This is a genomic window from Lujinxingia vulgaris (genome assembly GCF_007997015.1).
In the GTDB taxonomy this organism is placed as follows: domain Bacteria; phylum Myxococcota_A; class Bradymonadia; order Bradymonadales; family Bradymonadaceae; genus Lujinxingia; species Lujinxingia vulgaris.
Window position 1 is genome coordinate 272586 of sequence record NZ_VOSM01000001.1, and the last position, 26506, is coordinate 299091.

At 65.5% G+C, this 26506-nt stretch carries 24 protein-coding genes; 13 read left to right on the forward strand and 11 right to left on the reverse strand.

What is annotated here, in order from left to right:
* Positions 1-21: 21 nt before the first annotated feature.
* Both FRC98_RS01105 and FRC98_RS01110 read right to left on the reverse strand, forming a co-directional pair.
* Entirely contained in the window at positions 22-1146 is a 1125-nt protein-coding gene (locus FRC98_RS01105) for a hypothetical protein (RefSeq protein WP_230467152.1), read from the reverse strand.
* The gene (locus FRC98_RS01110; RefSeq protein ID WP_146979467.1) at positions 1037-1660 is read right to left on the reverse strand and encodes a membrane protein insertion efficiency factor YidD; all 624 of its coding nucleotides are present in this window, start codon (positions 1658-1660) and stop codon (positions 1037-1039) included. The genes FRC98_RS01105 and FRC98_RS01110 overlap by 110 nt, the downstream gene beginning before the upstream one ends.
* A 184-nt stretch (positions 1661-1844) precedes the next feature.
* Here FRC98_RS01110 and FRC98_RS01115 point away from each other — a divergent pair, with 184 nt between their 5' ends.
* Positions 1845-2741, forward strand: a complete 897-nt coding sequence (locus FRC98_RS01115) for a universal stress protein (RefSeq protein WP_146979468.1) — start codon at positions 1845-1847, stop codon at positions 2739-2741.
* Positions 2742-2847: 106 nt separating this feature from the next.
* Here the strand turns inward: FRC98_RS01115 and FRC98_RS01120 are convergent, their stop codons facing one another.
* Positions 2848-3615: an SDR family oxidoreductase gene (locus FRC98_RS01120; RefSeq protein ID WP_146979469.1), complete on the reverse strand. Its 768-nt coding sequence runs from the start codon at positions 3613-3615 to the stop codon at positions 2848-2850.
* Between the two features lie 135 nt (positions 3616-3750).
* On the opposite strand from FRC98_RS01120, the gene FRC98_RS01125 reads away from it, so the two are divergent.
* The 6 genes from FRC98_RS01125 to FRC98_RS01150 all read left to right on the forward strand — a co-directional run bounded on the left by FRC98_RS01125 (position 3751) and on the right by FRC98_RS01150 (position 12406).
* Complete coding sequence (locus FRC98_RS01125) at positions 3751-4845, forward strand: hypothetical protein (protein ID WP_146979470.1); 1095 nt, start codon at positions 3751-3753, stop codon at positions 4843-4845.
* 55 nt (positions 4846-4900) lie between these two features.
* Positions 4901-8113: a [protein-PII] uridylyltransferase family protein gene (locus tag FRC98_RS01130; RefSeq protein WP_146979471.1), complete on the forward strand. Its 3213-nt coding sequence runs from the start codon at positions 4901-4903 to the stop codon at positions 8111-8113.
* Between the two features lie 130 nt (positions 8114-8243).
* Positions 8244-9167, forward strand: coding sequence for a branched-chain amino acid transaminase (locus FRC98_RS01135; protein WP_146979472.1), 924 nt, complete (start codon positions 8244-8246; stop codon positions 9165-9167).
* 168 nt (positions 9168-9335) lie between these two features.
* Positions 9336-10415 (forward strand): class I fructose-bisphosphate aldolase, encoded by a 1080-nt coding sequence (locus FRC98_RS01140; RefSeq protein ID WP_146979473.1) that lies wholly within the window; start codon positions 9336-9338, stop codon positions 10413-10415.
* 92 nt (positions 10416-10507) lie between these two features.
* The gene (locus FRC98_RS01145) at positions 10508-11329 is read left to right on the forward strand and encodes a hypothetical protein (RefSeq protein ID WP_146979474.1); all 822 of its coding nucleotides are present in this window, start codon (positions 10508-10510) and stop codon (positions 11327-11329) included.
* A gap of 183 nt (positions 11330-11512) precedes the next feature.
* Positions 11513-12406 carry a universal stress protein gene (locus tag FRC98_RS01150; protein WP_230467153.1) on the forward strand — a complete coding sequence of 298 codons (894 nt, stop codon included), beginning with the start codon at positions 11513-11515 and terminating at the stop codon, positions 12404-12406.
* 18 nt (positions 12407-12424) lie between these two features.
* Here the strand turns inward: FRC98_RS01150 and FRC98_RS01155 are convergent, their stop codons facing one another.
* On the reverse strand, positions 12425-13039 hold the full coding sequence (locus FRC98_RS01155; protein WP_146979476.1) for a hypothetical protein: 615 nt from the start codon (positions 13037-13039) through the stop codon (positions 12425-12427).
* Positions 13040-13300: 261 nt separating this feature from the next.
* On the opposite strand from FRC98_RS01155, the gene pdhA reads away from it, so the two are divergent.
* The 4 genes from pdhA (at position 13301) to FRC98_RS01175 (ending at position 17819) form a co-directional block, all read left to right on the forward strand.
* Entirely contained in the window at positions 13301-14377 is a 1077-nt protein-coding gene (pdhA, locus tag FRC98_RS01160; protein WP_146979477.1) for a pyruvate dehydrogenase (acetyl-transferring) E1 component subunit alpha, read from the forward strand.
* Positions 14378-14387: 10 nt separating this feature from the next.
* Entirely contained in the window at positions 14388-15365 is a 978-nt protein-coding gene (locus FRC98_RS01165) for a pyruvate dehydrogenase complex E1 component subunit beta (RefSeq protein ID WP_146979478.1), read from the forward strand.
* Between the two features lie 88 nt (positions 15366-15453).
* Positions 15454-16749 carry a pyruvate dehydrogenase complex dihydrolipoamide acetyltransferase gene (locus FRC98_RS01170; RefSeq protein ID WP_146979479.1) on the forward strand — a complete coding sequence of 432 codons (1296 nt, stop codon included), beginning with the start codon at positions 15454-15456 and terminating at the stop codon, positions 16747-16749.
* 101 nt (positions 16750-16850) lie between these two features.
* Positions 16851-17819 (forward strand): NAD(P)H-dependent flavin oxidoreductase, encoded by a 969-nt coding sequence (locus FRC98_RS01175; protein WP_146979480.1) that lies wholly within the window; start codon positions 16851-16853, stop codon positions 17817-17819.
* Positions 17820-17894: 75 nt separating this feature from the next.
* Here the strand turns inward: FRC98_RS01175 and FRC98_RS01180 are convergent, their stop codons facing one another.
* The 6 genes from FRC98_RS01180 to FRC98_RS01205 all read right to left on the reverse strand — a co-directional run bounded on the left by FRC98_RS01180 (position 17895) and on the right by FRC98_RS01205 (position 22960).
* The gene (locus FRC98_RS01180; RefSeq protein WP_146979481.1) at positions 17895-18668 is read right to left on the reverse strand and encodes a toxin-antitoxin system YwqK family antitoxin; all 774 of its coding nucleotides are present in this window, start codon (positions 18666-18668) and stop codon (positions 17895-17897) included.
* Positions 18669-18816: 148 nt separating this feature from the next.
* A complete protein-coding gene (locus tag FRC98_RS01185; protein ID WP_146979482.1) occupies positions 18817-19281 on the reverse strand; it encodes a hypothetical protein in 465 nt (154 codons plus the stop codon).
* Positions 19282-19285: 4 nt separating this feature from the next.
* Positions 19286-19810, reverse strand: coding sequence for a GtrA family protein (locus FRC98_RS01190; RefSeq protein WP_146979483.1), 525 nt, complete (start codon positions 19808-19810; stop codon positions 19286-19288).
* 64 nt (positions 19811-19874) lie between these two features.
* Positions 19875-20759: a GNAT family N-acetyltransferase gene (locus FRC98_RS01195; RefSeq protein ID WP_146979484.1), complete on the reverse strand. Its 885-nt coding sequence runs from the start codon at positions 20757-20759 to the stop codon at positions 19875-19877.
* Positions 20760-20771: 12 nt separating this feature from the next.
* Entirely contained in the window at positions 20772-21554 is a 783-nt protein-coding gene (locus FRC98_RS01200) for a hypothetical protein (protein ID WP_146979485.1), read from the reverse strand.
* 161 nt (positions 21555-21715) lie between these two features.
* The gene (locus tag FRC98_RS01205) at positions 21716-22960 is read right to left on the reverse strand and encodes a serine/threonine protein kinase (protein WP_283809630.1); all 1245 of its coding nucleotides are present in this window, start codon (positions 22958-22960) and stop codon (positions 21716-21718) included.
* A 310-nt stretch (positions 22961-23270) separates the two neighbouring features.
* On the opposite strand from FRC98_RS01205, the gene FRC98_RS01210 reads away from it, so the two are divergent.
* Positions 23271-23519 carry a hypothetical protein gene (locus FRC98_RS01210; RefSeq protein WP_146979487.1) on the forward strand — a complete coding sequence of 83 codons (249 nt, stop codon included), beginning with the start codon at positions 23271-23273 and terminating at the stop codon, positions 23517-23519.
* Between the two features lie 108 nt (positions 23520-23627).
* Here FRC98_RS01210 and FRC98_RS01215 read toward each other — a convergent pair whose 3' ends face one another.
* Positions 23628-24785, reverse strand: a complete 1158-nt coding sequence (locus tag FRC98_RS01215; protein WP_146979488.1) for a calcium/sodium antiporter — start codon at positions 24783-24785, stop codon at positions 23628-23630.
* 157 nt (positions 24786-24942) lie between these two features.
* Between FRC98_RS01215 and tgt the strand changes: the two genes are divergently transcribed.
* Positions 24943-26475, forward strand: coding sequence for a tRNA guanosine(34) transglycosylase Tgt (gene tgt / locus FRC98_RS01220; protein ID WP_146979489.1), 1533 nt, complete (start codon positions 24943-24945; stop codon positions 26473-26475).
* Positions 26476-26506: the final 31 nt, after the last annotated feature.

Below are 26506 nucleotides of genomic sequence, written 5' to 3' on the forward strand. Positions count from 1 at the left end.
CATGTCTTTTGGAGCACGTTTTTAGAGCATGTCCGGGATGGGGGGCTCGCTGGAGGGAGCGGCCGGCTCCGGGGTAAGCGCCGGCCAGTCAAAGCCGAAGCTGAAGATCACCGCGTTATCCTGCACCTCAAAGCGCTGGCGGGCCCAGAGGTCGGCCTGAAGCTCGTCGTAGTAGCGCTGGTAGCGCGTGGCGTTGATGCGCCGCGCGTCGACCAGCGCGTTGGCGATGTTGCCGCTGTAAAACCCCAGCGCCACAAGTCCGGCGGCCACCGTCAGCGGAATGCTCTCCAGCCCCCGGTAGGCGTAGACGCTGGCCGCGCCGAAGACGCCGGTAAAGCCCAGGGCCAGCAGGGCGTCGACCGGTCGCCCGTTGTAGAGTTGGCCCGCGCCGGGGACGATCGCCGAGAGTGTCGCGGCCAGCCAGGGCTGTTTTAAATCAAGCTCGTCAAAAGCCTTGTGGCGCGCCACAAGCTCGCGGGCCGCGCCGGCCAGCGCCGGGTCTTCAAAGGAGGCGACGCGCGCCTCGGTGACCCCTGGCGAGCGCAGCAGCGACTCCACAAAGAGGGTCTGGTAGCGCAAGAGCTCATTGAGCTGTGGGGCGTCGTCGGCGGCGCGCTCCTGCAAACCCACCAGGGTCTCGTAGCAGGTGGCGATGGCGCCCAGGTTTAAGCAGAGCTCCTGCAGCCCGAGCACATAGCTCTGCAGCTGCGCCTCTTTGCCCGGGGCGCTGCGGCTGGCCTCGAAGAAGTGTTGCATCGCCAGCTCCGACATGGCGTTTCGCCGGTAGATCTCACCGATGAGCAGCGCAGCGAGGTGGTCGGCGTCTGGCGAGCCGGTGAGCAGGCGGTAGCGCTTGATGCTGGTGATCGCGCGGTAGTCGTCGCCCTCATCGAAGAGGCGCAGCCCGATCTCGATCTCCGCGCTGGCCTGCCAGCTCAGGTAGGTCTCGAAGTCGGGAGCAGCGGCCCCGGGCGCGCTCTCGGGCGCCGGTGCCGACTGGCGAGAGGTTGGCTCAGCATGCGGTGTTGCCGGCTCTTCAGCGTTTGCCGGCGCCGGGCTCCACAGCAGCATCAGCAGCACGATGGCGCCCGAGAAGATCGTCGGCCAGGCCCGAGCGTTGCGCCTGCACAAAGAGGTACCAGCCATGATGGGGGGACTCCGCGTAGGGGGATCGATCGAGGGTGGGGTCGTCGCCCCAGACGGTGTACGCCTGCACCGGGTCGATGAGTTTGCCGTCGGGGCGGCGGGCGTAAAAATCATCGGGGCGCTGGTCGCGCTGCAGCCGCCCAAACGTCCACACAACGCCCAGCGGGCCGTCGGCCACGGCGTTGAGACCAAAGCGTGAGCAGCTCGGCGAGAAGTTGCAGCTGGCGCCGTCGACCCGGCTGTAGGTCGCGCTGTAGGCGCGCCACCACAGGTAGGCGGTGGCCTGCGCGGGGCCGCCTGCCAGGTGCTCATCGCCATGCTCCCCCTCATGCCCATCGGCCAGGCTGACCGTTATGAGGTCGCCGGCCAGCGCGGCCGGATGCGGGCGAAGACGCTCCGGAGCAAAGGGGGTAAGCCGCTCCACGCGCGCCTGGTGATGGGTCGGCTTAAACCCCGGCGCGCTCACACACGCCAGGCTCGTCGAGGCAAGGGCCGCAACGATCGCGCCGGACATCAAAGCTGAAGAGGGCAGGGGGGGCATCGGCGTCAGGTCAATGAGTTTCGAATTTCCTTTGAGCACACGGGCCGATGTTTACTATAAGGCCTCTGGTGATACCAGCTTTGGTGAGACCCCTGGCGAGCGTGGGCTCGTGCACGGGTGATGATACGCCATGATTTGACGGTCGAGAGGAGGCAGGATGCAGGGCAAGCGAGTGGTCATCGGGACGGATCTTTCGGAGAACGCGCAGCCGGCGGCGCGCTACGCGCTCAATCTGGGCCGTCTTCTGGGCCTTGAGGTGCATGTGCTGCACGTGATCGACGTCTCGCTCAAAAGCTGGAAGAGCGCCTTTGAAGACGTCAGCAGCGCGCAACTTCGCGAGGAGCTCGACTCCCGGATCGCCACCTGGTTTCAAGAAGCCACCGGCGAATCTCCCGACGGCGTGATGCTGGAGGTGGGCTCACCGATGCGCTCGACCTGTGAGATGTGTCAGAAGGGCGATGTGGCCTTTCTCGTCATCGGGATGTCGGGGCGCGGGGCCTGGAACAAGTTTATCTTCGGCTCTACGGCGATGGAGCTCGCGCACACGCCGCCCTGTCCGCTGATCATCGTGCACCCGGAGCGCGATCGGGTCGAAGCCGGCATGGAGATCGCGCTGGGCACCGACTTCAGCGAGCGCTCCGATCGGGCGATGGCGGTGGGCGTGCCCCTGGTCAAGAAGATGCAAAGCCCGATGCACCTGGTGCACGCACACGCCCTCTCGGCCACCACGATTATTCTGGACACTGAGCTCCCCGAGGCGCTTCAGTCCACCGCGATCGTCGACTGGGCCGAGGAGGCGATGGAGGCGTTCCTCAAGCGCCACAGCGCGCTGCTCGAAGGCGTGGAGTGCGACGCGCACCTGCTCGCCAAGAGCCCGGTGGCGGGGCTTCGCGACTATGTGGAGTCGGCCAACATCGATCTGGTGATCATCGGGCATTATCCGGCCGATGCCGGTCGCCTCGACCGCCTGGCGAGCGTGATGGTGAAGTGGGTACAGAACATGAACTGCACCACCTTGATCGTGCCCGCGCCCGGAGCGGTGGCGGCCCACTGAGGCGCATGAATACACAACGTCTCGGTGATGCCGGGAGGTTGCAAAGCCAAAAAAACGCGGGCGCTTCAAACGAAGCGCCCGCGTTTCTTTTCGGATGGTGCGCGCTTTAGATCGACACCCCGCCGTCGACGTCGATGCAGCGGCCGGTGAAGTAGTCGCACTCGATGATGAAGCGCACCGCCATAAAGATCTCTTCCGGCGTGCCCACGCGCCGAAGGGGCACGCGGCTGAGCATCGCCTGGAGCATATCGTCGCGCATCCCCTCGAGGATCGGCGTCTCGATAAAGCCCGGCGCCACCGCCCCGACCCGGATGCCGTAACGCGCGAGCTCCTCGCCCCACAACTTCGTATCGGCGATGAGCCCGGCCTTGGCCGCCGAGTAGTTCGACTGGCCCTGGTTGCCGTGACGCGAGACCGAGCTGATGTTGACGATCACGCCGCCTTTCTCGTCGTTCTCCACCATCCAGGCCGCGACCTCGCGGGTGAAGAGGAAGGGGCCGGTGAGATCGACATCGATCACTGCCTGCCAGTCTTTGAGGCTCATCGTTTTGACCTTGCCGCTCTCCCGATCTTTTTTAACGAGCAGACGATCGCGGAAGATGCCGGCGTTGTTGATCACGCCGTTGACCTTGCCGAAGGCATCGACGGTGGCGGCGATGGCACCTTTGACGGCGTCTTCATCGCTGACGTCGCCCGCATAGGTCGCAAGCCGCCCGGGCAGATCGCTGGCCTCGGCGCTGAGTTTGGCCAGGGGCTCCTCGGCGATATCCACCGCCATGACGTCGGCGCCGGCTTTTACAAGCTCCAGCGCAAAGGTGCGGCCCATGCCCTGAGCCGCCCCGGTGACAATGATCTTCATCTGGTCGAGCTTCATACTCACCTCAAATGGGTTTGCCTTGCGCCGGCGTTACCACTAGAAAAAGTGGCGTTGAGGGCCCGATGGGGCCCGGCGTCATCGCGTTAAAAGCGCCGGCGCATGGAGCAGGTTGACTAGCCAGGGTGAAGTATCATGAGTCGTACGACCTTCAAAGAGCTCAAGGAGCGGGCCGATTCCATCTACCAGCGCTACGACGCGCATTTCGCCGGGAAGGCTCGCGCCACCCGCGATCTGGAGCTGCTCGATACGCTTCTCAATGAGCTTGAGGCGGTGATCGAGGAGGGGAAGACCGAGATCAACGGCTCGCGCGATCCGGCGATCGTCTCGCTGCTGGAGATGGCCCGCGATAACCAGCAGGTCTACCGCGATGAGCGCCAGGCCATCGTCGAGGCCAAAGAGGCCGGGCCGATCTCGGAAGAGGCCGCGCGCGTGATCGCCGACGCCAACCTGGTCTTCGGCCAGTATCGCCGCCACTTCGCCGGCAAAGACCGCCGCACCCGCGACATGGGCCTGCTCATGGAGATCATCACCGATCTCGAAGAGGTGCGCGCGCGCATGAAGGCGCTGGTGAAGTCGCACCGCGCCGAGATCGAGCCGAACCTGCAGATCGTCGAAGACAACCTGCGCATGTACCGCAATGAGGCCCACCAGGTGGAGGCCGCCCAGACCCAGGGCACCCCCCAGGAGCAGGCCGACCTGCTGGCGACGCTGGCCAACAACCAGTTCTCGCTCTACCGCGATCATTTTGCCGGAAAGTCGCGCCATACCCGCCGCGAGGGCCTTCTCGAGCGCATGATCGAGCAGCTCAAGCGGGCTCGCGCCAGCATGCAGCGTCTTAAAAAACGCGGGCTGCGCTCTCAGGCCAACGATCGCAACGTGGGCATCATCACCGATAACGTGAAGGTTTACGCCCGCGAGCTCGCCGCGATCAAAGAAGCCAAGGCCGAGCTGACCACCGAGCAGATCGCTGGCAGCCTGGGCTCGGCGGCCAATGAGGTGATGGCGGAGTACCGCGAGCATTTCGCCGGCCAGAACCGCGCCACCCGCGACCTCGCAAAGCTCTCGTTGATGTGCGACCAGCTGGCTGAGATCGGCCGCCAGATGCACGCCATTGAGGTGAAGTCGCCCCTGGAGATGAACGCCAAGAACCTCGACATCGTCAACGACACCCGCACCATGTACGAGCGGGAGTACCGCGAGGTGGAGAAGGCCAAGGTCGGCGCTTAAGTTCGGAGCACGCCCCCGGGGGGGATTTCGGGGGATCCCAACATCGGAGCAGGCCGTGGCGTCGTTGCATCGCGAAAGACTGGGGGAGGTGGTTCGCGAAGCCGGCGCTTCGCTGGACGCCGAGGTGATCGCCAGGCTTGATCGGGCAGGCGACCAGGGCCGACTCGACCTTGAAGCGCTCCTGCGCCGCATCGACGGCCTGAGCTGGCCTGCGGAGGTGCTCACCGAGGTGCTGCGCCTGGTCGACACCCTGCTCGAACACCCGATCGACCTGGCGATGGCCGGGGAGGTCGATGTGGCGCTGAGCCTGGGCTCGGCCGGCCGTCACCCCTGGCGGGCGCTGGCCCGCCAGCCCGAGCTTGTGGGCTGGCTTGCCGCCGGGCGCTGGCGCGATGAGCCGATGCCCCCCCAGGCGATGGCCGAAGACTTAAGCGCCTACCTCGACGCGGTGGTCGCCCGCCTGGCCGATGAGGCCACCCGCGAGGAGCGTTTTGCCGCGCTACACCGCGCGCTGCGCTGGTTCAAACATCGCCAGCTGCTGCGGATCTTTTTGCGCGAGATCGAGGGTGCCTCGGTGCGCCATACCACCTCGGAGGTCGCTGAGGTGGCCAGCGTCTGCCTTGACGCAGCGTTGCGATCGGCCGCGTCCATTTTGGGCGCCCCCGAACTCACCGATCATTTTTGCGTGCTGGGCATGGGCAAGCTCGGCGGGCGCGAGCTCAACTACAGCTCCGACATCGACCTGATCTTTGTGGCCAGCGACCACGCCATGGCCACCGCCGAGTCGCGCGCGAAGGTCGAGGCGCTGGCCCGCGAGGTGGTGCGCGCGATGGACACCATCACCGAGCAGGGTCAGGTGTTTCGCGTGGATCTTCGCCTGCGCCCCGACGGCTCCCAGGGGCCGATTGTGCAGGGGGCCTCGGCCACCATCGACTACTACTTAAGCTGGGGCCGGGGCTGGGAGCGGGGCGCGATGCTCAAGGCTCGCCCTGTGGCAGGATCGATCGTGCTTGGCGAGGAAGTTCTGCAGGCGCTGGAGCCCTTTATCTTCAGGCGCTACCTCGACTTCACGGCGATCGACGAGCTCCGGCGCATGAAGGCGATGATCGACGATCAGGCCCGCGCCACCCGCGCGATCTCGCGGGCGCGCACCCCTCAACCCGAGGCCTCGCCACACGCCCCCTCCTCGTCTTCGGCGGCACCGACCGCGGCGGTCTCGCCATTGCAGCAGCGCCTGCTCGCAAAGCTCGGCCGCGCCGCGCCCTCGACCACCCCGAAGGCTCCCGCGCAGGCTCCAGCGCGCGCGTCGAAAGCATCGGCAGACGCCGCCGGCGAGGAGGGCCCCCGGGGCTGGGACGTGAAGATCGGCCGCGGCGGCATCCGCGAGATCGAGTTCTTTGTGCAGGCCCTCCAACTCGTGCACTGCGGCACCCGCCCCACACTGCGCGTGCGCGCCACCCTGGAGACCCTCGATCGCCTGCTCTACGCCGGACTTCTGGGCGCCGAGGAGCATCGCGCGCTGGCCGATGCCTACGATCTTTACCGGCGCCTGGAGCACCGCGTGCAGATGGCCGGCGATCGCCAGAGCCACAAATTACCCGAGGACGCGTCCAATTTCGCGCTGCTGGCCTGGCGTATGGGAGAGTCCTCCGAATCGCTTGAGGGGCGCGTGGAGGGCTTCCAACAGGCCGTTCACGGAGTCTTTGAGCGCCTCTTTGAGCAGTCCCCCCGCACCTCCGAGCAGGCCACCGTCGCCGACAGCTCCGCCGAAGATCTGGCCGCGCTCCTGGCGATGGATCCCGACGAACTTCTGCAAGACGCCGGCGTGCGTGCGCTCAGTGAGGCCGGGTTTGTGCGTCCGCGCCAGGCCGCAGGCCAACTTCAGGTGCTGGCTCAGAAGCGCTACGGCCCGTTCTCAGCGCGACGGGCGGTGGGCGATCCGGCCCAGGCCCGCTACCTGCTCAGCGCCATCTGTTCGGCGCCCGATCCGGAGCAGGCCCTGGGGCACCTGGTGCGATTTACCACCGAGGTGGGTGATACCCCGGGCACCTGGCGGATGCTGCGGGAGAACCCCCACGCCGCGCGACTGCTGATGCATCTCTTCGGCTCCAGCGCACCGCTCGCGCGGATGCTGGCGACCGAGCCCGACGTCTTCGTCAAAATGATCGCCAGCTCCACCGCCGCCATCGAGCGCGATCAGGCATCGATGGCGCGCGCGCTCGAGAGGCGCGTGCGCGAAGTGGACGATCCGGCGCATAAGCTCGGCCGCGTGCGACGCTTTCACCAGGAAGAAAGCCTGCGCATCGCCCTCCATGAAGTCGCCGGCGTCGTCCCCATCGATGTGACCTGCACCCAGCTCAGCGAACTCGCCGAAGTTGTGCTGGCGCGCGTCGATGCCATCCTCGCACCGGACGATGAGGCGGGGCCGCGTGCGCTCTGCGTGGTCGCGATGGGGAAGTTCGGCGGCAAAGAGCTGGGCTTTGGCTCGGACCTCGACTTTATCTTCGTCTACGACGACGAGGGCCCCGGTGCTATCGAGCATCAGGAGGCCACCCGCCGCGCGCGCCGCATGGTGCGCGCGCTGAGCGCGGCGACCGAAGCCGGCGGATTCTACGAGGTGGATCTTCGCCTTCGCCCCTCCGGCTCGCAGGGCACGCTGGTGACCTCGTTTGACGCCTGGCGCGCTTACCACGAGGAGCGCGCCGCGCTCTGGGAGCGCCAGGCGCTGGTCAAAGCCCGTCCCATCGGCGGCACGCCAGAGCTCCGAGAGCGCCTGGAAGCAGAACGCCAACGCCTGGCCTTCGACAGACCCCTCCCCGAAGACCTCGCCAGTCAGATCGACCAGATGCGAGAGCGCATGATCGACGCCGCCGCAATCCCCCGCGGTGAGATCGACATCAAGCAGAGCCGGGGCGGGCTTATCGATGTGGAGTTTATCGCCCAGTACCTCCAGCTCAGCGCCCCGCAAAGTGCGCGCCAGGCCCGCTCCACCATCGCCGCCTTCGCCGCACTCGGCCACACCCCCGAGCTCAGCGCCGGGCTCGATCTGGAGGGCCTTGCCCGCGATTACCTCTGGCTGCGCCGCCTGGAGCTTCGCCAGGCCATCGCCGGCGCCTCCACCCGCGTGCCCCGCGGCGGCTCCCAGCTCGCCGCCCTCGCCAGGCAGATGGGCCACCAGGGCCGCGATAACGTCGCGCAGTTCCACGACGAGCTCGCCGCCACACGCCAGCGCATCAGTCAGGCCTGGACACAGATCTTTGCGCGTTGATTCCTTTTCCTCGGACTCACAGGTGTGATAGCCCTGTCGCAAATTTCGACGCGCGTTGTTGTCTTCTGACAGCGTGGGAACATCTTTGCCCCGATTCGATGACATCGGGGCGCTGGACACAGGAGGAGACGTGGCGATTAAGGCTGATAAAATCTGGATGGACGGTGAACTCGTACCTTTCGAGGACGCCAACATCCACGTGCTCACGCACACCCTGCACTACGGACTGGGCGCTTTTGAGGGCATCCGCTGTTACCAGCGCGAAGACGGCGCCTCGGCGATCTTCCGCCTTGGCGAGCATATTCGCCGCCTGCTGGAGACCTGCCATATCTGCACCATCGAGAGCCCCTTCTCCCGCGAAGAGCTGGAGCGGGCCTGCGTCGAGACGGTGCGCGCCAACGGCTTTAAAGACTGCTACCTGCGCCCGGTTGTCTTTCTGGGCCACGGGGAGATGGGCCTGAGCGCGATGAGCAACGACGTGCGCGTGGCCGTGATCGCCTGGCCCTGGGGCGCCTACCTGGGCGATGAGGGCCTGACCCAGGGCATCCGCGCCAAGATCGCCAGCTTCAGCCGCCACCACGTCAACTCCTCGATGGTCAAAGGCAAGATCAACGGGCAGTACGTCAACAGCATCCTGGCCAAGCGCGAGGTCATGAAGGCCGGCTACCAGGAAGCGATCATGCTCGACACCAACGGCTACATCTCCGAGGCCAGCGGTGAGAACATCTTCGTGGTCCGCGACGGCGTGATCTACTCCACCCCGCTGGGAAGTTCGATCCTGGGCGGCATCACCCGCGACACGGTGCTCACCCTTGCCCGCGAGCGCGGCTACGAGATCATCGAGCAGCGCGTCACCCGCGACTTCCTCTACGTCGCCGACGAGATCTTTATGACGGGAACCGCCGCCGAGGTCACGCCGGTGCGCGAGCTCGACGACCGGCAGATCGGCACCGGCAAGCCCGGCCCGATCACCAAGACCCTGCAGGACGCCTACTTCGACCAGGTCCGCGGCTCGGCCACCGACCACATGGAGTGGCTCACGATCGTCGAATGAATGAAGCGCAGGTTGGCCTGCGCAACGAGAGACGTTGAAGCGGCGCGGTAACTCAGGCTTTGAGTGTGGCGCCGCTTCTGCGTATGTACCACCCGAAGTTGGGATGACCGCCCCCCGGCGAAGTCTTTGCCGCACCACTCATGTTCACTGGATTTATGGAGGAGAGAGATGACCGCATCGATCGACCGCATCGTTGAGCTCCTGGGCTCGGACGCCGACAACCTTCTGGGCTACCAGTCCAAGACGATCGCCAAAGAGCGCCTCAGCCTTCCCGGGCCGGATTTTGTGGAGCGCGTCTTCATGAACAGCGACCGCTCCCCGCGGGTGCTGCGCAACCTTCAGGCGCTCTACGAGGGGGGACGCCTCAGTGGCACCGGCTACCTCTCGATCCTGCCGGTGGACCAGGGCATTGAGCACTCTGCTGGTGCCTCCTTTGCGCCCAACCCGGACTACTTCGATCCGGCTAACATCGTGGAGCTTGCGATTGAGGGCGGCTGCAACGCGGTGGCCTCGACCTTCGGCGTGCTCGGGATGGTGGCGCGGCGCTACGCCCACCGCATCCCCTTTGTGGTCAAGCTCAACCACAATGAGCTGCTCTCCTACCCCAACGGCTACGATCAGATCATGTTCGGCACCGTCGAGCAGGCCTACGAGATGGGTGCGGTCGCCGTGGGCGCCACCATCTACTTTGGCTCGCCAGAGTCCACCCGCCAGATCGTGGACGTCTCGCGCGCCTTTGCCCGCGCCCACGAGCTGGGCATGGCCACCATCCTGTGGTGCTACACCCGCAACAACGCCTTCAAGACCGGTGGCAACGACTACCACACCGCCGCCGACCTCACCGGCCAGGCCAACCACCTGGGCGTGACCCTGCACGCTGACATCATCAAGCAGAAGATGCCCGAGACCAACGGGGGCTTTAAGGCCGTCAAGCACGACGACGGCTCGCGGTTCGGTCGCACCCACCAAAAAGTCTACGACGAGCTCAGCAGCGAGCACCCCATCGATCTGACCCGCTACCAGGTCGCCAACTGCTACATGGGCCGCGCTGGTCTGATCAACTCCGGCGGCGCCTCCGGCGACAACGACCTGGCCGACGCGGTGCGCACCGCCGTGATTAACAAACGCGCCGGCGGCACCGGGCTTATTCTGGGCCGCAAAGCCTTCCAGCGTCCGCGCAACGAGGGTATCGCGCTCCTGAACGCGGTGCAGGACGTCTACCTTTGCGACGACGTCACGATCGCGTAAGTTAGTTCACATGCAGCACGCTGAAATGCTTGAGACGGCCGGCCACAAGGCCGGCCGTCTCGCTATGACACGAATCGATGATCGAGGTGAGTATGAAGTCGCGTTGGAAAGCAAAAGTCGCAGCAGGGGTCATCGGCCTGAGCCTGGTCGGGTGCAACACCAACCAGATCGCCGGCCGCATCATGGGCAACGCCATGGCCACCACCGAGCAGCGCATCGGCGAAGAAATCGGAAACCGGGTAGCCGGCGCTTTGCTCAAAGATCTGACCCCGGCGCTGATGCGCCAGTACACCGTGGGCCTGATGCAGATGCTCTTCTACCAGGGCGGCTACAACATGGAGTTCGCCGAGTACCAGCCCGGCGAGTACACCCGCTGGAAGGCCGAAGGCTCCGACTACGGTCAGGAGATCGTCAAAGCTTTCCTGCGCCGCGAGGAAGATGGCAAAGAGTGGTGGCGCATCGAGTCGCGCGCCACCGATGAGGCCAACGATGAGGAGGTCGAACTCATCATGGAGGCGCTCTTCGAGCTTGGCGAAGACGGTCAGCGCTACATCCGCCGGGTGCGCGCAAAATACCCCGGCGAAGAAGAAGCCCGCGAGGTGCCGGTGCACGAAGACGACGCCGAGCGCTGGGTGGTCTACTCTCAGGGCCAGCTCACCGAAGAGAGCATGGAGGGGCTGCGCAAGGGCGAGGAAACTCTGGAGACCCCTGCCGGCAGCTTCGCCACCGAGCGCTACGAGATGGATTCGACCCAGGGCGCAACCACCTTCACCTGGTGGGTCACCGACCAGGGCGTGCCCGGCGGGCTTGTCGCCACCGAACATCGCGACAATGACGATGAGGTCTACCAGCGTATGGTGCTGCAGGCCTATGGCGACGACGCGGTGGAGTCGAAGCTCGGCGTCTTCGAATAAGCGACCCTGTCATGCGTAAGCGCCCGGGAGGCTGCCGGCAGGGCCGGCAGCCTCCTTGCGTTTCAAACAGGCAACAATTGCGCCTCGGGGCTTTGCCCGGACACGCTTGTGTGTACTCTTTGCGCGCCGCGCCTCACCATCGAGGTGCCACCAGCAAATTGAACTTTGATGTGGGAGACTCCAATGACTGTGCTCTGCGCCACCGACTTCTCAACCAACTCCCAGGCGGCCATTCGCCTGGCCGCTGATCTTGCGCGCCGCACCGGCCGCAGCCTCCTCCTGACGCACGCCGTGGATCTGGCCGCCGACGATCAGGCCTGGCGCGTGCTGGTCGAAGCTCCCGACGAGATCGAGAAGTCGGCTGGCGAGCAGGCCGCCGCCCGTCTGGAGACCTTCTTTGAAGAGAGCGTCGATCCGGCGCTGCGCCCCAAACTGGTGCGTTTTGAGGTGGGCATGGGCTCGCCGGCCGAAGTCATCCTGGAGCTGGCCGAAAAAGAAGCTACAGCGATGGTGGTCGTTGGCACCCGCGGTGCCAGCCGTCTGCGCGAGATCTTTCTCGGCAGTGTCGCCAACAGCCTGGTGCGCCAGAGCGAGGTGCCTGTGATTCTGGCCCCGCCGGAGACGGCCAACGGCGCGATGAAGACGATCGTCGTCGGCCTGGACCTCTCACCGGTCAGCGCCGTGGTGCTACGTCGCGCCGCCACGCTCGCCCGCGAGCAGCGGGCTAGCGTGCATGTGGTGCACTCGGTGATCGTGCCGGAGGTCACCGGCCTTGCGATGTCGCTCAATGAGCCGGCCTCGCGTCTTCCCGAGCTTCGCGCAGAGCGCCACGCGCAGCTCAAAGAGCTCATTGTCGATGAGGGCGCCGAAGACGTGGTCGCTGAGGTCAAGGTGGTCGTCGACGCGCCGGATCGTGCGCTGGTTGATTACGCCGCGAGCGTGCAGGCCGACCTGATTGCGATGGGAACGCGTGGTCGACGCGGCTGGGCGCGCTTCTTCCTGGGCAACAGTGCTGAGCGCACCATGCGTCGCGCGCGCTGCCCGGTCTTTGTGGTGCCGATCGGCAAGGACGACTAAGGAGAAGAGCGGGGCGCGTCAGCGCCCCAGCCACTCCAGCCAGGTCGCGTCGCGCCCCAGCCAGTAGAGCGCCGTCAGTCCGATCACCACCACGAGCGACTGCCGCAGCGTGTGGGTGTCGCTGGCGCGACGCCCCTGCATCGGCCCCAGGTAAAGGAGGAGCAGGAGCACGCCGAGGGTCAGCAGAAGTCCCTGACTTGCGAGCACGACCGTGCGCGGCCCAAAGCGCTCCGGCCCAAAGCTAAAGAGCCCCTGCATTCCCAGCCAGCCCGCCGCGCTCAGCGCCAGGATGGCGACCAGATCGCGCGCCTTCGGCGCGCGGCCATCACTGAAAAGCGCGAGCACCCCGGCAACCACCGGACCTCCCATCAGCGCGCCGAACACAATCAGCCACGGGTGCAACGCCGCGGCCGGCTCCGCCGGCTCCGCCTGCGAGCCTTCGCCGCGTCGCGCGCGCATCAGCTCCGGATCGATCCCCTGCATCGCCGGCGGCGCGTCGGCCCAGGCCCGCTCCAGATCATTCTCATAGATTTCGGCCGAGGCCCCCTCGTCCTCAACCTCGGCCTGCTCGGCGGCGGGGGCGGCTTCATCATCTTCTCTTTGTCGCCGTCGGCGGCGTCGATCGCGAGACATCCTGGGTGGCTCCTGGCAAAACCCGTCAAAGACCGCGCGCAGCCTAGCACAGCGCGCCCCGGGCAGGCGATCGGAGGCTGCCCCCTTCTTGACGCCGCGAAGACTGGGCACTATTGATCCTCCCGGGCACTCGCCCCCCAGCCATACACCGGGCCCGCCATCTTCTGGCGCGGGCCTGACGCACTGCCATTGAACCTCAAGACGTCGATGCCCAACTTCTCCCCGGGTGTCGGCACGGGTCGACTTTTACCTGGACGAATCATGGCACAGACCAAAGCAAAAGATGATGAGGCCAGCCAGCAGGCTGCCCCTCAGGTGGAGGCGCTCAACCTGGAGCTTGCCGCACAGGTCCGCGAGGAGCTCGGTGATGAGCGCCTGGTGGCGATGCTGCGCGATATGCTCCTCTTGCGCCGTTTTGAGGAGTACGCCGGCCGCGCCTACCAGCGCCGCAAGATCAAGGGCTTCTGCCACCTCTACATCGGCCAGGAGGCCGTAGGTGTGGGCTCGATGGCCGCGCTGACCGACGCCGACAAGATCGTCAGCCATTACCGCGAGCACGGTCACGCCCTGGCCCGCGGCATGGACCCCAACGCTGTGATGGCCGAGCTCTTCGGCAAGGCCACCGGCTGCACCGGCGGCAAGGGCGGCTCGATGCACCTCTTCGACGCCGAGAAGGGCTTTCTCGGCGGCTGGGGCATCGTCGGCGGCCAGATCGCGCTGGCCGGCGGGGTGGCTTTCTCCCAGAAATACCGCGACGAAGACGCCGCCTGCCTGTGTTTCCTGGGCGACGGCGCCGTCCACCAGGGCATCGTGCACGAGACCCTGAACATGGCGTCTCTGTGGGACCTGCCACTGATCACCATCGTCGAGAACAACCGCTACGCGATGGGCACCTCCATCGAGCGCGTGGCCGCGGTGACCGAGCTGGCCAAAAAGTCCGAGCCCTACAACATCGTCGGTGAGACCGTCGACGGGCAGGACATCTTTGCGGTCTACGACGCCATCAAGCGCGCTCGCAAACGCGCCGTGGAAGAGGGCCGCCCCACCTGGCTCGACGTGCTCACCTACCGCTACCGCGGTCACTCCATGACCGACCCGGCCCCCTACCGCACCAAGGAGGAGGTTGAGGAAGAACAGGATCTTCGCGACCCCATCGCTCGCATGAGTAACTGGATGGTCAGCGAAGGCATCCTCACCGAAGACAAGGTCGGCGAGCTCGACGACGAGGTCACCCAGATCAGCAAAGACGCCATGGCCTTTGCCGATGAGTCCGACTTCCCGGACCCCTCGGTGCTGACCGAAGACGTGTACGTTGAGTGGCCCTGGGACATTGAATAAGGACGACGTCATGCGTGAAATTGCATTCAGAGACGCCCTCAACGAAGCACTCGCCGAAGAGATGGAACGCGACGAGTCGGTCTTTTTGATGGGCGAAGAAGTCGCCAACTACAACGGCGCCTACAAAGTCAGTAAGGGCCTGCTCGATAAGTTCGGGCCCCGCCGGGTGGTCGACACCCCCATCGTCGAGCTGGGTTTTGCCGGCATCGGCGTGGGCGCGGCGATGGGCGGGTTGAAGCCGGTCATTGAGATGATGACCTTTAACTTCGCGATTCTGGCGCTCGACCAGATCGTTAACCACGCCGCCAAGCTGCGTTATATGTCCAACGGTCAGCTCAGCTGCCCGCTGGTGATGCGCGGCGCAGCCGGCGCCGGCGGCTCGCTGGCCAGCCAGCACTCCCAGTCGCTGGAGCAGCAGTACGCGCACATCCCCGGGCTCAAGGTGATGATGCCCGCGACGCCCTACGACGCCAAAGGGATGCTCAAGACGGCCATCCGCGATCCGGACCCGGTGATCTTCATCGAGTCCGAGGTGATGTACGGCATGAACGGGGAGGTGCCCGAAGAGGAGTACCTCATCGAGATGGGCAAGGGCGATATCAAGCGCGAGGGTGCCGATTGCACCATCGTGACCTGGAGCCGCGCGGTGCACTGGTCGCTGCAGGCCGCCGAGATCGCCGCGGAGCAGGGCATCGACGTGGAGGTCATCGACCTTCGCACCGTGCGCCCCTTCGACAAGGAGATCATCGCCGAGTCGGTCAAAAAGACCAACCGCGTCATCGTGGTCGAGGAAGCCTGGCCGATGGCGTCGGTGGGCGCCTCGGTGGCCGAGTGGATCGGCCGCGAGCTCTTCGACTGGCTCGACGCGCCGGTCGGGCGCGTGCACCAGCGCGACATCCCCATGCCCTACGCCTACAACCTGGAGCCGCTCTCCTTGCCCTCGGCCGAGAAGATCGCCGAGGCTGTCAAGAAGGCCTGTTACCGCTGAGGTTTTTGCCACGCCAGTCCGATCGGGCTGGCGTGGCGAGGGCGACCTGACAACGATCAATGGTTAGCTAAAGCATATCGAGGCACCGATGGCAGAAGTGATGGAGATGTTGGCGCTCAGCCCCACGATGGAAGAGGGCACCCTGGCCGAGTGGACCAAGGCCGAGGGCGATAGCGTCGCTGAAGGCGATATCCTGGCGGAGGTGGAGACCGATAAGGCGACCATGGAGATGGAGTCGTTTTATTCGGGCACCGTGCTCAAACTTCTGGCCGAGCCGGGGCAGACGGTGCGCGTGGGCGACCCGCTGGTGATTATCGGTGAGGAGGGCGAAGACATCTCTGGGTTGCTCTCGGAGCTCGGTGGTGGCGCTAAGCCCGCGGCCAAAGCGAAGCCCGAGCAGGCCGAGCCGGAAGAAGCCGAAGCCGCGCCGGAAGACACCCGGGAAAGCGCTCCGGCCGCTGCGGAAGAGGCCGGAAACGACGATGGCCGCCGCATCAAGGCCAGCCCCCTGGCCCGCAAGATGGCCGAAGATAAGGGCCTCGACCTTGCCAGTATTGAAGGCAGCGGCCCGGGCGGGCGCATCATCAAACGCGACATCGAGTCGGCCAAGGCCGCCCCGGCCAAAGCCACCCGCGCTGCCGCTGCGGCGCCCTCGGCGGAGCTTCACGCCGCCGCCGGCATCAGCGAAGTTCCGGGTGAGCAGCAGCCGCTGAGCCAGATGCGCAAGACCATCGCCAAACGCCTGGTCGAAGTCTGGCAGAGCACCCCGCACTTCTACCTGACGATGGGCATCGACATGGCCGCGGCCATGAAGGTGCGCAAAGACATCAACGCCCAGCTCGCAGCGGCAGAGGCCGGCTACAAGGTCTCGGTCAACGATCTGATCGTCAAAGCTGCCGCAGCCGCGCTGGCGAAGTACCCGGCGATGAACACCGGCTTTGCCGGCGACTCGCTCTACGCCTTCGATGAGGTCAACATCGGGGTGGCTGTCGCCATCGAAGACGGCCTGATCACCCCCACGGTGCGCAACGCCGACCAGAAGGCCCTCGGTGCGATTGCCCGCGAGGTGCGTGAGCTCGCCGGTCGCGCCCGCGACAAGAAGCTTAAGCCCGAGGAGTACAGCGCGCACACCTTCTCGATCAGCAACCTGGGCATGTACGACATCGACGAGTTTATGGCGGTCATCAACCCGCCGGACGCCGCGATCCTGGCCTGTGGCGCGGTCAAGCAGGTCCCGGTCGTCGTCGACGGGGAGCTCGCCGTGGGCACGCGCATGAAGCTCACCCTGGCCTGTGACCACCGAGTGGTCGACGGGGCCACCGGCGCTGAGTTCCTTAACGAGCTTCGGCGCAACCTGGAGAACCCGATGTTGCTCCTGGTCTGACAGCCGGAATGAAACACACGTGAGGGCGGCTTTTTAAGCCGCCCTCGTTGCGTTCTACCCTTATCATTTTACGTCTCGCCAACCGCCTCGGAGTTGTACCTATGGCCCTCCCCGCGATCTTTAAAAATAACCGTCTGCCGGTGGTCGCCGCGCCCATGTTTCTGGTCTCCGGTGATGAGCTCACCATCGCCACCTGCAAAGCCGGCATCACCGGCACCTTTCCCGCGCTCAACCAGCGCACCACCGAGGGCTTTGAGGAGTGGGTGGTGAAGATCACCGACGAGCTCAACGCGTTTCGCGAGGCCAACCCCGACGCCCCCTGCGGCCATTTTGGCGTGAACCTGATCGTGCACCGCTCCAACCCGCGCCTGCAGGCCGACCTGGAGGTCGTGGTCAAGCATAAGGTGCCGCTGGTCATCACCTCGCTCGGCGCGGTCAGCGAGGTCGTCGACGCGGTGCACAGCTACGGCGGGGTGGTCTTCCACGACATCACCAACCGTCGCCACGCCGAGAAGGCCGCCGAGGCGGGCGTCGACGGGGTGATCCTGGTCGCCGGCGGTGCCGGCGGCCACGCCGGCACTCTCAACCCTTTTGCGCTGATGGCCGAGATCCGCACCTTCTTTAAAGGTACGATCCTGCTGGCCGGCGCCATCTCCAGCGGCAGCGATGTGGTCGCCGCTCGCGCCATGGGCGCCGATCTGGCGTACATGGGCACCCGCTTCATCGCCACCAAAGAGAGCAACGCCCAGCCCGAATACAAGCAGATGATCTGCGAGGCCCGCGCCGAAGACATTGTGCACACCCCGGCGGTCAGCGGGGTGCCGGCGAGTTTTATGCAGCAGAGCCTTGCGGCAAATGGTTATGATCTCGAGAAGTTGCGGGACCCGGCCGCGGTGGATTTTGGCAAAAAACTCACCGTCAACGATGAGGCCAAAGCCTGGAAGACGGTCTGGTCGGCCGGCCACGGCGTCAGCGCCATCGCCGATGTGCCCACCGTCGCCGAGCTCGTCGATCGCCTGGAAGACGAGTACCGCCAGACGCTCAAGCGCCTGAACGCCGATCCGGGATAAGACGCGACCATCCTCGACAGAGCGCAAAAGGCCGAGCATTGCTGCCCGGCCTTTTGTTTTGAATGTCCAATAAAATCAGTAATTTACGACGCTGGCTTCCAGGCCGTTGCGGGTCCAGCGGATCCAGGCACCCACACGCGAGCCCTCGTAGTACTCGCCCTCGCTGGCCGGCTCACCATTGGTATGCCACTGGGTCCACAGACCCACGCGGGTGCCGTTGAGGTACTCACCTTCCTCGGCGATCTGGCCGTTGGGGTGCACGCGCATGTAGGGGCCGTGGCGCGTGCCACGCGTGGTGGCGCAGTACTGCTCGTCGCGGGTGGCCACACGGTGGGTGCGCGCCGGGCAGCTGAGCTCGGTGTTGGAGAAGCGGTCGACCTCCACGATCACCACCTCGGTGTGGTGGTGATGCTCGACCACCGGACGCGGGTAGTGGTGGTAGCGGCGGTGAATGCGCGAGCGGCGCGGGCCACGGTAGGTCTCATAGCGCGTGCGGTAGTGGCGGTTGCGATGCCGCGCGTGGTGGGGCGGGCGGTAGTCATGGCGATGACCGTGACCCCAGCCGCGATGGTCGTGGTGGCGGTCGCCGCGGTAGCGATCGCCTCGCCGCTCGTCGCGTCCGCGGCGGTCGTTGCGCCCGCGGCGCGCGTCGGGGTTGGGGCGCACGTTGCGCACCCGACGCTCGGAGCGGGTCGTGGTGGTGGTGCGCGTGGTCCGTCGCTCGGGCGCCGGCGCGCTGCGGGCGTTGGACTGCGCGCTGGCCTCCGGCAGCGTCGGGCCGCCGGCAAAAGACCAGGCGGCGATCAGCGTGATCACGAAGATGGAGAGTCGCAACGGGGAGTGCTTCATGGGACGGCTCGCTGTCGAGAGGTTCCGGTTAGCCCACACATCGGCTGTCGGGTTGGACGCGGGCCTCGGCAACTTATTCACAACGCGCCGGATGGGCAGCCTTACATCGGATCGTGCCAGTGCTCGCCAGGGGGCAAAAGACGCCCGATCACCAGCAGGTTGCCGGGGGGCACTGACCCTCAATGGGGTAGCCCTTATCGCGCCGCGCCAGATCGAGGGTGGCCTCACAGTGCGCGCGGGCGCGCTCGCGCGCGGCGATATCATCGGGGTGCGCTCCCCAGCCGCAGATCAGATCTTCGGGCGACTCGCTGCACTCCGGGGTGAGGTCGCCGGGCTCGCAGAGTTTGACGCAGGAGAAGCAGGCCGGCGTGCGCGGATCGGCGCGCTCGATGCGCCCGCGGGCCTCTGCCGGCTCGGCGTCGGGGGGCAGCGCGGCACGAAGGAAAGGATCGCCCTCGGCAGGAGGAGGGCGCCCGATGAGCGTCTCGCCAGAGCGTGCGGTGTCGCGGGTGGAGCTCGGCTCTCCTGACGATGCGCATGCGCCAATACCGAGCGCCAACGTCATGAGAATCATCACCCCGATTTGTTGCAAGGACTTCGGGTACTGCGTCATGGCTTTAGCTCGGCGTGTCTGCGTCGCGAAACGCCCAGAAGTGACTGGCTAAGAAGTTCAGGGCCATCCCGCACCCGATGCCGGTGAGCACACCCAGGGTGGGCGCGAGCTTGTAGCCGGCGATCTGCCAGCCCAGCATCACCCACAAAGGCAGGCTGGCCCAGGCCGTGATCATCTGCACCGCGCCCGCCCCGGAGGCCGCCACGTAATAGCGGGTCAGGCGGCGGTACCAGTCGCGGCGGTCGCCTTTGACGCGATCACCCCAGGTGAAGCGGTCGTTGAGCACAAAGTTCGTGAAGATGCTCACGATCACGCCGGCCAGGTTCGCCAGCACAAAGCGCAGATCCTCGCTGAGCGTGGCCGGAACCAGCAGGTGAAAAAAGAGCTTGAAGACCAACAGGTTGACGCCGACCCCGCTCAAGCCCACGACCCCAAAGGTGAGCAGCCGCGCGCCACGCGCGCGCCATCGCTCCGAGGCCGGTTGAGCCAGCTCAAGTTCGGTGGAGATGTCGAGGGGTTCGATCGTCATAGAGGGTGTATCCTGAGAGAAGCAAACGCGTCGCGGCACACCCTAGCGGGCCTGCCAGCGCGCTTCAATCGGCAATAAATACCGTCTGGTAGGGCTCGCAATACCGAAACCCCACGCGCCGGTAAACCCGGCAGGCCGCCTCATTGCTCTCGTTGACGTAGAGGGTGATACGCGGAAGTCCCTGGGCGAAGAGCAGGGCGCAGAGGTCGCGCATCGCCCGGGTGGCGATGCCCTGATTGCGGTGCAAGGGGTCGGTGTACACCCCCGAGATCTGCGCGCCGAGTGAGCCCCGGGTGGAGATGTCGGCCTTAAAAAGCAGGCGACGATCGTCAAACCAGCTGAAGGTGCGACCGTTCTCAATGCGGTAGCGCACATGCCTGCGAAAGCCCTCCGGGTCGCGCTCCAGGGGATCTTCGAGCGTCTCCTCGCGGTGCATGCGCGCGCTTGCCAGAAAGATCGCCTCAAGCTCATCCTGGCGAGCGCGACGCAGGCCGGAGGGCTCGCCGCCACCGGCCAGCTCGGCCGGTGTGAGCACATAGAGCTGCTGGTGCTGAATCAGACGCGCCTGAACGCTCGACTCCGCGCTGTACGTCCTCCAGAACGCTTCCGCGCAGGCGCGGCGAGAGACGATGTGCTGAAAGTAGGTGCCCCGGCGCAGAAAGAACGCGCCGAACTCACTGCATCGCGAGGGATCGTGAGCTTCCACCATCACCAGCCGCCCGGCCAGATCGAGGGCGGCGGCCTGTAACTCTCGCTCGGCGTCGAAGAGTCCCCAGAAGGTGAACTGGCCGCGGGCATGCGCCTCAACCCCGTGACTCTCCAGCCAGCAGAGCTGAAAGAGGTTGGCCTCCACACGCGTGTCGTACAAACGCGTCAGCGCCCGCCGATGCCGGTTTTGCAGCTCGACGGGCGCTGAGAGCGGTGCCTCGTTGGCGGGGTGTGTCGCCATCAACTTGCCTGCTTAGAAACCACCGCCGAAGGGATCGAAGTCCAGATCGATGTCGAGCTTTTTCTTCTTCTCGGTCTTCTTGGTGGTGGAGCGGGCCGGACGCGAGCGACTGGAGGACGAGCTCGATGCGGAGCTGCGTCGCGAGGAGCTGCGGCGCGCGGCGGGTTCGGGCTCCGGCTCCGGCTCGGCTTCGGGGATGGGGTTAAAGCCCAGCTCCACCACGCTGACCTGGGTCTCCGAGGGGCTGTAGACGGCCTTGGGGTAGGTGGTGTTATCGACCTGGTAGCCGGCCGGCATCAGCAAAAAGGCCACCACACCCGCGCCAATCACCGCGACGACCAGCGCCGCGAGCACCATGAGCTGAGTGCTGTTGGACTTGGCCGGAGCGGCCCCCTCGGGCTGCGTGGCCTGCACCTGAGCAGGCTGCGCCACAGCGGCGGCCTGGGCCACCGGCGGCTGCGCGGCGGCCTCAGGAGGGGCTTCTTTCTTGAGCTCTTCGGGCGGCTCCCACTGCCCGCTCTCTTTGAGCTCTTCGATGCGCAGCGCCTCGATCTTCTGGGTGCGGCGCTTCTCAACTTCTTCCAGGCGGCTCTTCTCGGCGGAGAGTCGGGCCTCGGCCTCGGCGCGCCGGCGCGCATCTTCTTCTTCTTTGCGGCGGCGCTCTTCCTCTTCGCGCGCGGCCATCTCGGCGGCGATGCGTTGCTGCTCGAGCTCGGCCTCGGTGGCCGTCTCATCTAAAATCCCTGCGAGCAGATCGCCGGCGTCGTCGTCGCTGGCCCACTTTTGATTCGCCACGGTCTCTCTCCTCAAACTCTCGGCCCAAAGCCGATCCACGTGAAGCTCAACAGGCGCCTCACATCAAGCGCAAGCCCCTTGAGTATAGTGGCCGCAGCCGGGGGCGACAACCACGCATCCTCCCCGCGCTACAACCTGCAACGTGCGTAGAAAAACCACGCTCAGCTGCGTGTGTTAACCCGGAAGCGAAAAGGCCAACGCTCGGCCAGCGTGAACACCTCATCGTTGCGCAGCACGTGGCGCGCGATCTCCCGATCGTCAACACGGGTGCCCGTCGGGCTGAGAAGATCGATGAGCAGCACCTCGCCAATCTCCAGCGGCAGGATCATCACATGCTCCGGAGCTACCGCGTCGTCGGGGATCACCACGTCGCAGCGCCCCGGGTGCCGGCCAATCTTCAGCCCGGCGCGGCGCAGAAGAATGCGCCCGGGAACAAGTCTCCCGGAGAGATCTTCAAGATAGCCAAAGGCGCGCGGCTCCGGCAGCGGCGAGGGCTCCGTGGGTTCAAAGCAGCGCGGATCGCCGCCGCGGGAGCGGCTCGCTGCGGCGGGACCGGCGTCTTCGGCGCGATCGCGCAAGATCGCCACCCGGCAGCGGCTCAGCGCGGCCTCCATCTCGCCGGCCGAGTAATAGCGCTCGTCGGGCTCTTTAAAGAGCGAGCGCATCACCACCTCAACCAGGCAGTCGGGAAGATCGTCGCGCAGGGTGCGCGGATCGGCGGGCTGCTCCTGCTCAATGCGCTTCATCAGCGGGTAGCCCTCATCGCCATCAAAGGGCACCTCGCCAGTGATCATCTCGTAGAGGGTGACGCCCAGGCTGTAGAGGTCGGCGCGGTGGTCGACGGTGCGCGGGCTGGTGAGCTGCTCCGGCGCCATATAGACCATGGTGCCCACCAGGTCGCGCGACTCGGTCACGCGGGCGTTTTTGCTGCCCACTTCGGCACGTGCCACCCCGAAGTCGGCGATTTTTACGCGACCCTCGGGGGTGACCATGATGTTTTCGCTCTTGATGTCGCGATGCACCACCCCGTGATGGTGGGCGTAGGCCAGAGCATCGAGGGCCTGAATGGCGATGTCGATGGCCACCAGCGGATCGACCACCTCGACCTCCTCATCGAGGATGTCGGCGATGGCGCGGCCGGGCACAAACTCCAGCACCATGGCCGGGCGGCCCTTGACCACCAGCGGCTCATAACAGGTCACAATGCCCGGATGCTGGCGCCCGAGCATGTTCTGAATGCGCGCTTCCTGGTGCATGCGGTAGACGAGCACCTCGTCGCGGGCGCTCTCTTCGCTGAGCACCTTGATGGCTACCGGCATGCCCGTGGGCCGGTAGACCCCGCGGTAGACCGTCGCCATGCCTCCGCGTGCCAGGACGCGGCCGATTCTGTAGTTGCCGATGATCACGGCGGGTTCCCTGAAAAAAGAGGTCGCTTCGCAGGTGGGGGACCTGAGCCGACAGTATGCACGCCGCGCGCGATCTTGGCGATGCTCATTGTAGCCCCGTGACGGAGAGGCCGGGCCGATGATGCCACCTCCCAACTAATCGTCGTCCGGGGGGGGGCGCGCAGGACCAGAGAGGTGCCGCCACCCGTCGGGAGGTTTTCTTGACAGCTTGCGTCATTCAGCTTATTCCCGAGAAGTAGGCGTTTTTACAGCAGGTGCTGTGAAGACGAGATCGCAGAGTCGTAAAAAGAAAAGAAAGAAGAGGTCGCACATGTTCCGTCTTGTTGCCCTGATGTTCATCGCAATGTTCGCTTTCACCGCCTGTGAAGAGCCCGCTCCGGCCGAAGAAGCCGCTCCGGCCGAAGAAGCTGCCGAAGCCGTCGAAGAGACCGCTGAGGCCGCCGAAGAGGCGACCGAAGAAGCTGCGGCTGAGACCGAAGAAGCTGCTGAAGAAGTCGCCGAAGGTGCCGAAGAGGCCGCCGAAGGCGCTGAGGAAGCTGTGGAAGAAGCCGCCGAGTAAGGTGGCAGCGTGTCGGATGCCTGAAGGGTGTCCGATGCTCTTCCAACAAAAAAGCCGACCGGGTTTTCCCGGTCGGCTTTTTTATGTCCTGGGCCGGCCGCTCAATGATCAGTCTGCGGAAGCGCTGGCCTGCTCGGCTTCCGCGCGTCGTTTCATAAAGCGCCACTCGCGCAGCCCCAGCACGCCGAGCGTCAGCAGCACCAGCGGCCCGATAAAGCCAAAGGCGGCAACTTTGAAGTCGGCGGCATAAGACTGCTCGGTGGCTGTGAAGACCACATAGAGCACAAAGGCCAGGTAGAAGGCCATAAACACCACCCCCTCCCAGCGATCGACGCGCTTCGAGGTGAAGACGATCGGCAGGCAGGCCACCGCCACGGCCACCATCAAGGGCAGGTCGAAGGCCAGGGAGGCCGCCGCCACACTTAAGCCCTGCGGGCTTACCACCCCGGCCGCACCCAGCACCGCGAGCAGGTTAAAGATGTTGGAGCCGATGACGTTGCCCACGGCCAGGTCGCGCTGGCCGCGCAGCCCGGCGAGCACCGAGGTGGCGACTTCTGGCAATGAGGTGCCGGCGGCCACCAAAGTCAGCCCGACCACAAGCTCACTCACTCCCAATCCCAGCGCGATGGTTTTTGCTCCGTCGACAAGCCAACCCGCTCCCAGAACAAGCAATCCCACGCCGGCCGGGATCATCGCTACCTGTAAAAGACGCGCTTTCCAGGTGGCGCCACCAACCGGATCTTCGGGCGACGTGGATCCTTCGGATGCCGCGTGTTCGGCGGCCGCCTCGACGAGCGCGGCATCGAGAGGTTCAGGATTGGCGCGGGCTTCCAGGAGCAGTGCGACGATGTAGGCGACAAGCCCGCCGCAGAGCGCGACGGCCTCCATGCGCACAAGGACGCCGTCGCGGGCCATCCACCACACCAGCGCCGAGGCGGCGATCATCACCGGCACGTCGCGGCGCACAATCGCGTTGTGCACCACCAGGGGCGTGATGATCGCCGAGAGCCCCAGGATAAAGAGTACGTTGAAGATGTTGGATCCGATGACGTTGCCGAGCGCCAGATCGCCTGTGCCGCCGAGCGCTGCGCCCACACTCACCGCGATCTCCGGGGCGCTGGTGCCCAGCGCCACCACGGTCAGCCCCACCACCAGGGGAGTGATCCCCATCGCCAGCGCCAAGCCCGAGGCTCCGCGCACGAGCACCTCGGCGCCGAGCATCAGCACCACAAACCCCACAAGCACAAGCCCGACCGCGATCAACATAGCTTTCACCTTGACGACACAACGAGGAAGTTGGCGCGGCGGTTGCGTTTCACCGCCGCGCTGAGGCATTTTGGCCGCGCCCCGGGCAGCGCACCTTGATTCGCGCGATGAGCACCCGGATGGACTCACCGACCGACTTACCCACGATAAAGATCTTATGACCGATACCACGCAGGAAGGCGCGCCCTCGCAGGCGCTCAGTTTTGAACTTAAATGCACCGACGGGCGCGCGCGCCGGGGGCGAGTGACCGTGACCCACGGAAGCTTCGAGACGCCGGCGTTTATGCCCGTGGGCACGCGCGGCACGGTCAAGGGCATGACGCCCCGCGATCTTCGGGAGACCGGCGCCGAGATTTGTCTGGGAAATACCTACCACCTCAACATCGCGCCGGGTGGAAAGATCGTCAAGAAGCTCGGCGGTCTTCACGGCATGATGGGCTGGGATGCGCCCATTCTCACCGACTCCGGCGGCTTCCAGGTCTTCTCGCTGCCCAAGCTCGAGATCGAGGAAGAGGGCGTAACCTTTGCGTTCAAAAAAGGCGGCAAAGCCATTCAGCTGACGCCCGAACGCAGCATGCAGATTCAGGAGGCGCTCGGAGCCGACATCATCATGGCTTTTGACCATGTGGTCGCTCACCCCGCTCCCTACCAGCTGGCCGAGGAGGCGGTGTACCGCACCTCGCGCTGGCTGGAGCGCTGCCGCAAGGCGCACACCCGCACCGACCAGGCGCTCTTCGGGATTGTGCAGGGCTCGACCTTCCCCAACCTGCGCCGTCTTTCGGTGGAGCTTATCTGCTCGCAGGACCTGCCCGGCTACGCCATCGGCGGGCTCTCGGTGGGGGAGGGCCACCAGCTGATGATGGACACCATCGATCAGACAGAGCCCTTTATGCCGGCCGAAAAACCGCGCTACCTGATGGGCGTGGGCTACCCCGAAGATCTGGTGGAGGCGGTGGCCCGCGGCGTCGATATGTTTGACTGCGTGCTTCCCAGCCGCCTGGCGCGCTCGGGCATCATCTTTACGCGTCACGGGCGCTACCGGGTGACCAAGGGGCGCTACAAGGCCGATAAGTTCCCGCTGGATACCAACTGCAACTGCTACGCCTGCCGCAACTTCAGCCGCGCCTACGTCAACCACCTGATCAACTCCAAAGAGATCCTGGGCTCGGTGCTGGCCACCCTGCACAACATCACCTTTTACCAGGATCTGATGCGGGCGATGCGTCAGGCCATCGAAGAGGGGCGCTTTGAGAGTTTTCGGCGCGCCTTCCTCGACGAATATCTTTCGGACGACCGCAAAGAAGAGCTCGACCTGGAGGAGGTGCTCGGCACGAGCGAGCACGACGCCGACGATCTTCCCTGGAAGACCACCCACTCGGTGGTTCCACCCACCACCGTCGAGGAGAACCGCCGGCGCTCTCGCCGCGACGCCGAGGTCAGCGCCCCGGAGGAGCGGATGAAGGAGCATAAACGCGCCTCCAAAGGCGGTGCTCGCAAGGGCTCCAAAGCCGGAGCGAAGGGCCAGGGCAAAGCCCGCCGCGCCTCTTCGGGACGCTCACAGAAGTCCTCAAAGTCTTCGAAATCCGGCAGGTCGAAGTCGGGTGGCAAGGGCTCGGGGAGCTCGTCGAAGTTTGCGAAGTCTAAGAGTTCCAAAAACTCCAAAAACTCCGGGTCGGGTAAGCCCAAATAATCGCGCGTAGAGCGTGTTAAAGAGGCCGCGC

Bases quoted from the DNA above. Each gene is read 5' to 3' on its own strand.
- FRC98_RS01105 (WP_230467152.1), bottom strand. From the start codon at position 1,146: ATGGCTGGTACCTCTTTGTGCAGGCGCAACGCTCGGGCCTGGCCGACG.
- FRC98_RS01110 (WP_146979467.1), bottom strand. From the start codon at position 1,660: ATGTCCGGCGCGATCGTTGCGGCCCTTGCCTCGACGAGCCTGGCGTGT.
- FRC98_RS01115 (WP_146979468.1), top strand. From the start codon at position 1,845: ATGCAGGGCAAGCGAGTGGTCATCGGGACGGATCTTTCGGAGAACGCG.
- FRC98_RS01120 (WP_146979469.1), bottom strand. From the start codon at position 3,615: ATGAAGCTCGACCAGATGAAGATCATTGTCACCGGGGCGGCTCAGGGC.
- FRC98_RS01125 (WP_146979470.1), top strand. From the start codon at position 3,751: ATGAGTCGTACGACCTTCAAAGAGCTCAAGGAGCGGGCCGATTCCATC.
- FRC98_RS01140 (WP_146979473.1), top strand. From the start codon at position 9,336: ATGACCGCATCGATCGACCGCATCGTTGAGCTCCTGGGCTCGGACGCC.
- FRC98_RS01145 (WP_146979474.1), top strand. From the start codon at position 10,508: ATGAAGTCGCGTTGGAAAGCAAAAGTCGCAGCAGGGGTCATCGGCCTG.
- FRC98_RS01150 (WP_230467153.1), top strand. From the start codon at position 11,513: ATGACTGTGCTCTGCGCCACCGACTTCTCAACCAACTCCCAGGCGGCC.
- FRC98_RS01155 (WP_146979476.1), bottom strand. From the start codon at position 13,039: ATGTCTCGCGATCGACGCCGCCGACGGCGACAAAGAGAAGATGATGAA.
- pdhA (WP_146979477.1), top strand. From the start codon at position 13,301: ATGGCACAGACCAAAGCAAAAGATGATGAGGCCAGCCAGCAGGCTGCC.
- FRC98_RS01165 (WP_146979478.1), top strand. From the start codon at position 14,388: ATGCGTGAAATTGCATTCAGAGACGCCCTCAACGAAGCACTCGCCGAA.
- FRC98_RS01170 (WP_146979479.1), top strand. From the start codon at position 15,454: ATGGCAGAAGTGATGGAGATGTTGGCGCTCAGCCCCACGATGGAAGAG.
- FRC98_RS01175 (WP_146979480.1), top strand. From the start codon at position 16,851: ATGGCCCTCCCCGCGATCTTTAAAAATAACCGTCTGCCGGTGGTCGCC.
- FRC98_RS01180 (WP_146979481.1), bottom strand. From the start codon at position 18,668: ATGAAGCACTCCCCGTTGCGACTCTCCATCTTCGTGATCACGCTGATC.
- FRC98_RS01185 (WP_146979482.1), bottom strand. From the start codon at position 19,281: ATGACGCAGTACCCGAAGTCCTTGCAACAAATCGGGGTGATGATTCTC.
- FRC98_RS01190 (WP_146979483.1), bottom strand. From the start codon at position 19,810: ATGACGATCGAACCCCTCGACATCTCCACCGAACTTGAGCTGGCTCAA.
- FRC98_RS01195 (WP_146979484.1), bottom strand. From the start codon at position 20,759: ATGGCGACACACCCCGCCAACGAGGCACCGCTCTCAGCGCCCGTCGAG.
- FRC98_RS01210 (WP_146979487.1), top strand. From the start codon at position 23,271: ATGTTCCGTCTTGTTGCCCTGATGTTCATCGCAATGTTCGCTTTCACC.
- FRC98_RS01215 (WP_146979488.1), bottom strand. From the start codon at position 24,785: ATGTTGATCGCGGTCGGGCTTGTGCTTGTGGGGTTTGTGGTGCTGATG.
- tgt (WP_146979489.1), top strand. From the start codon at position 24,943: ATGACCGATACCACGCAGGAAGGCGCGCCCTCGCAGGCGCTCAGTTTT.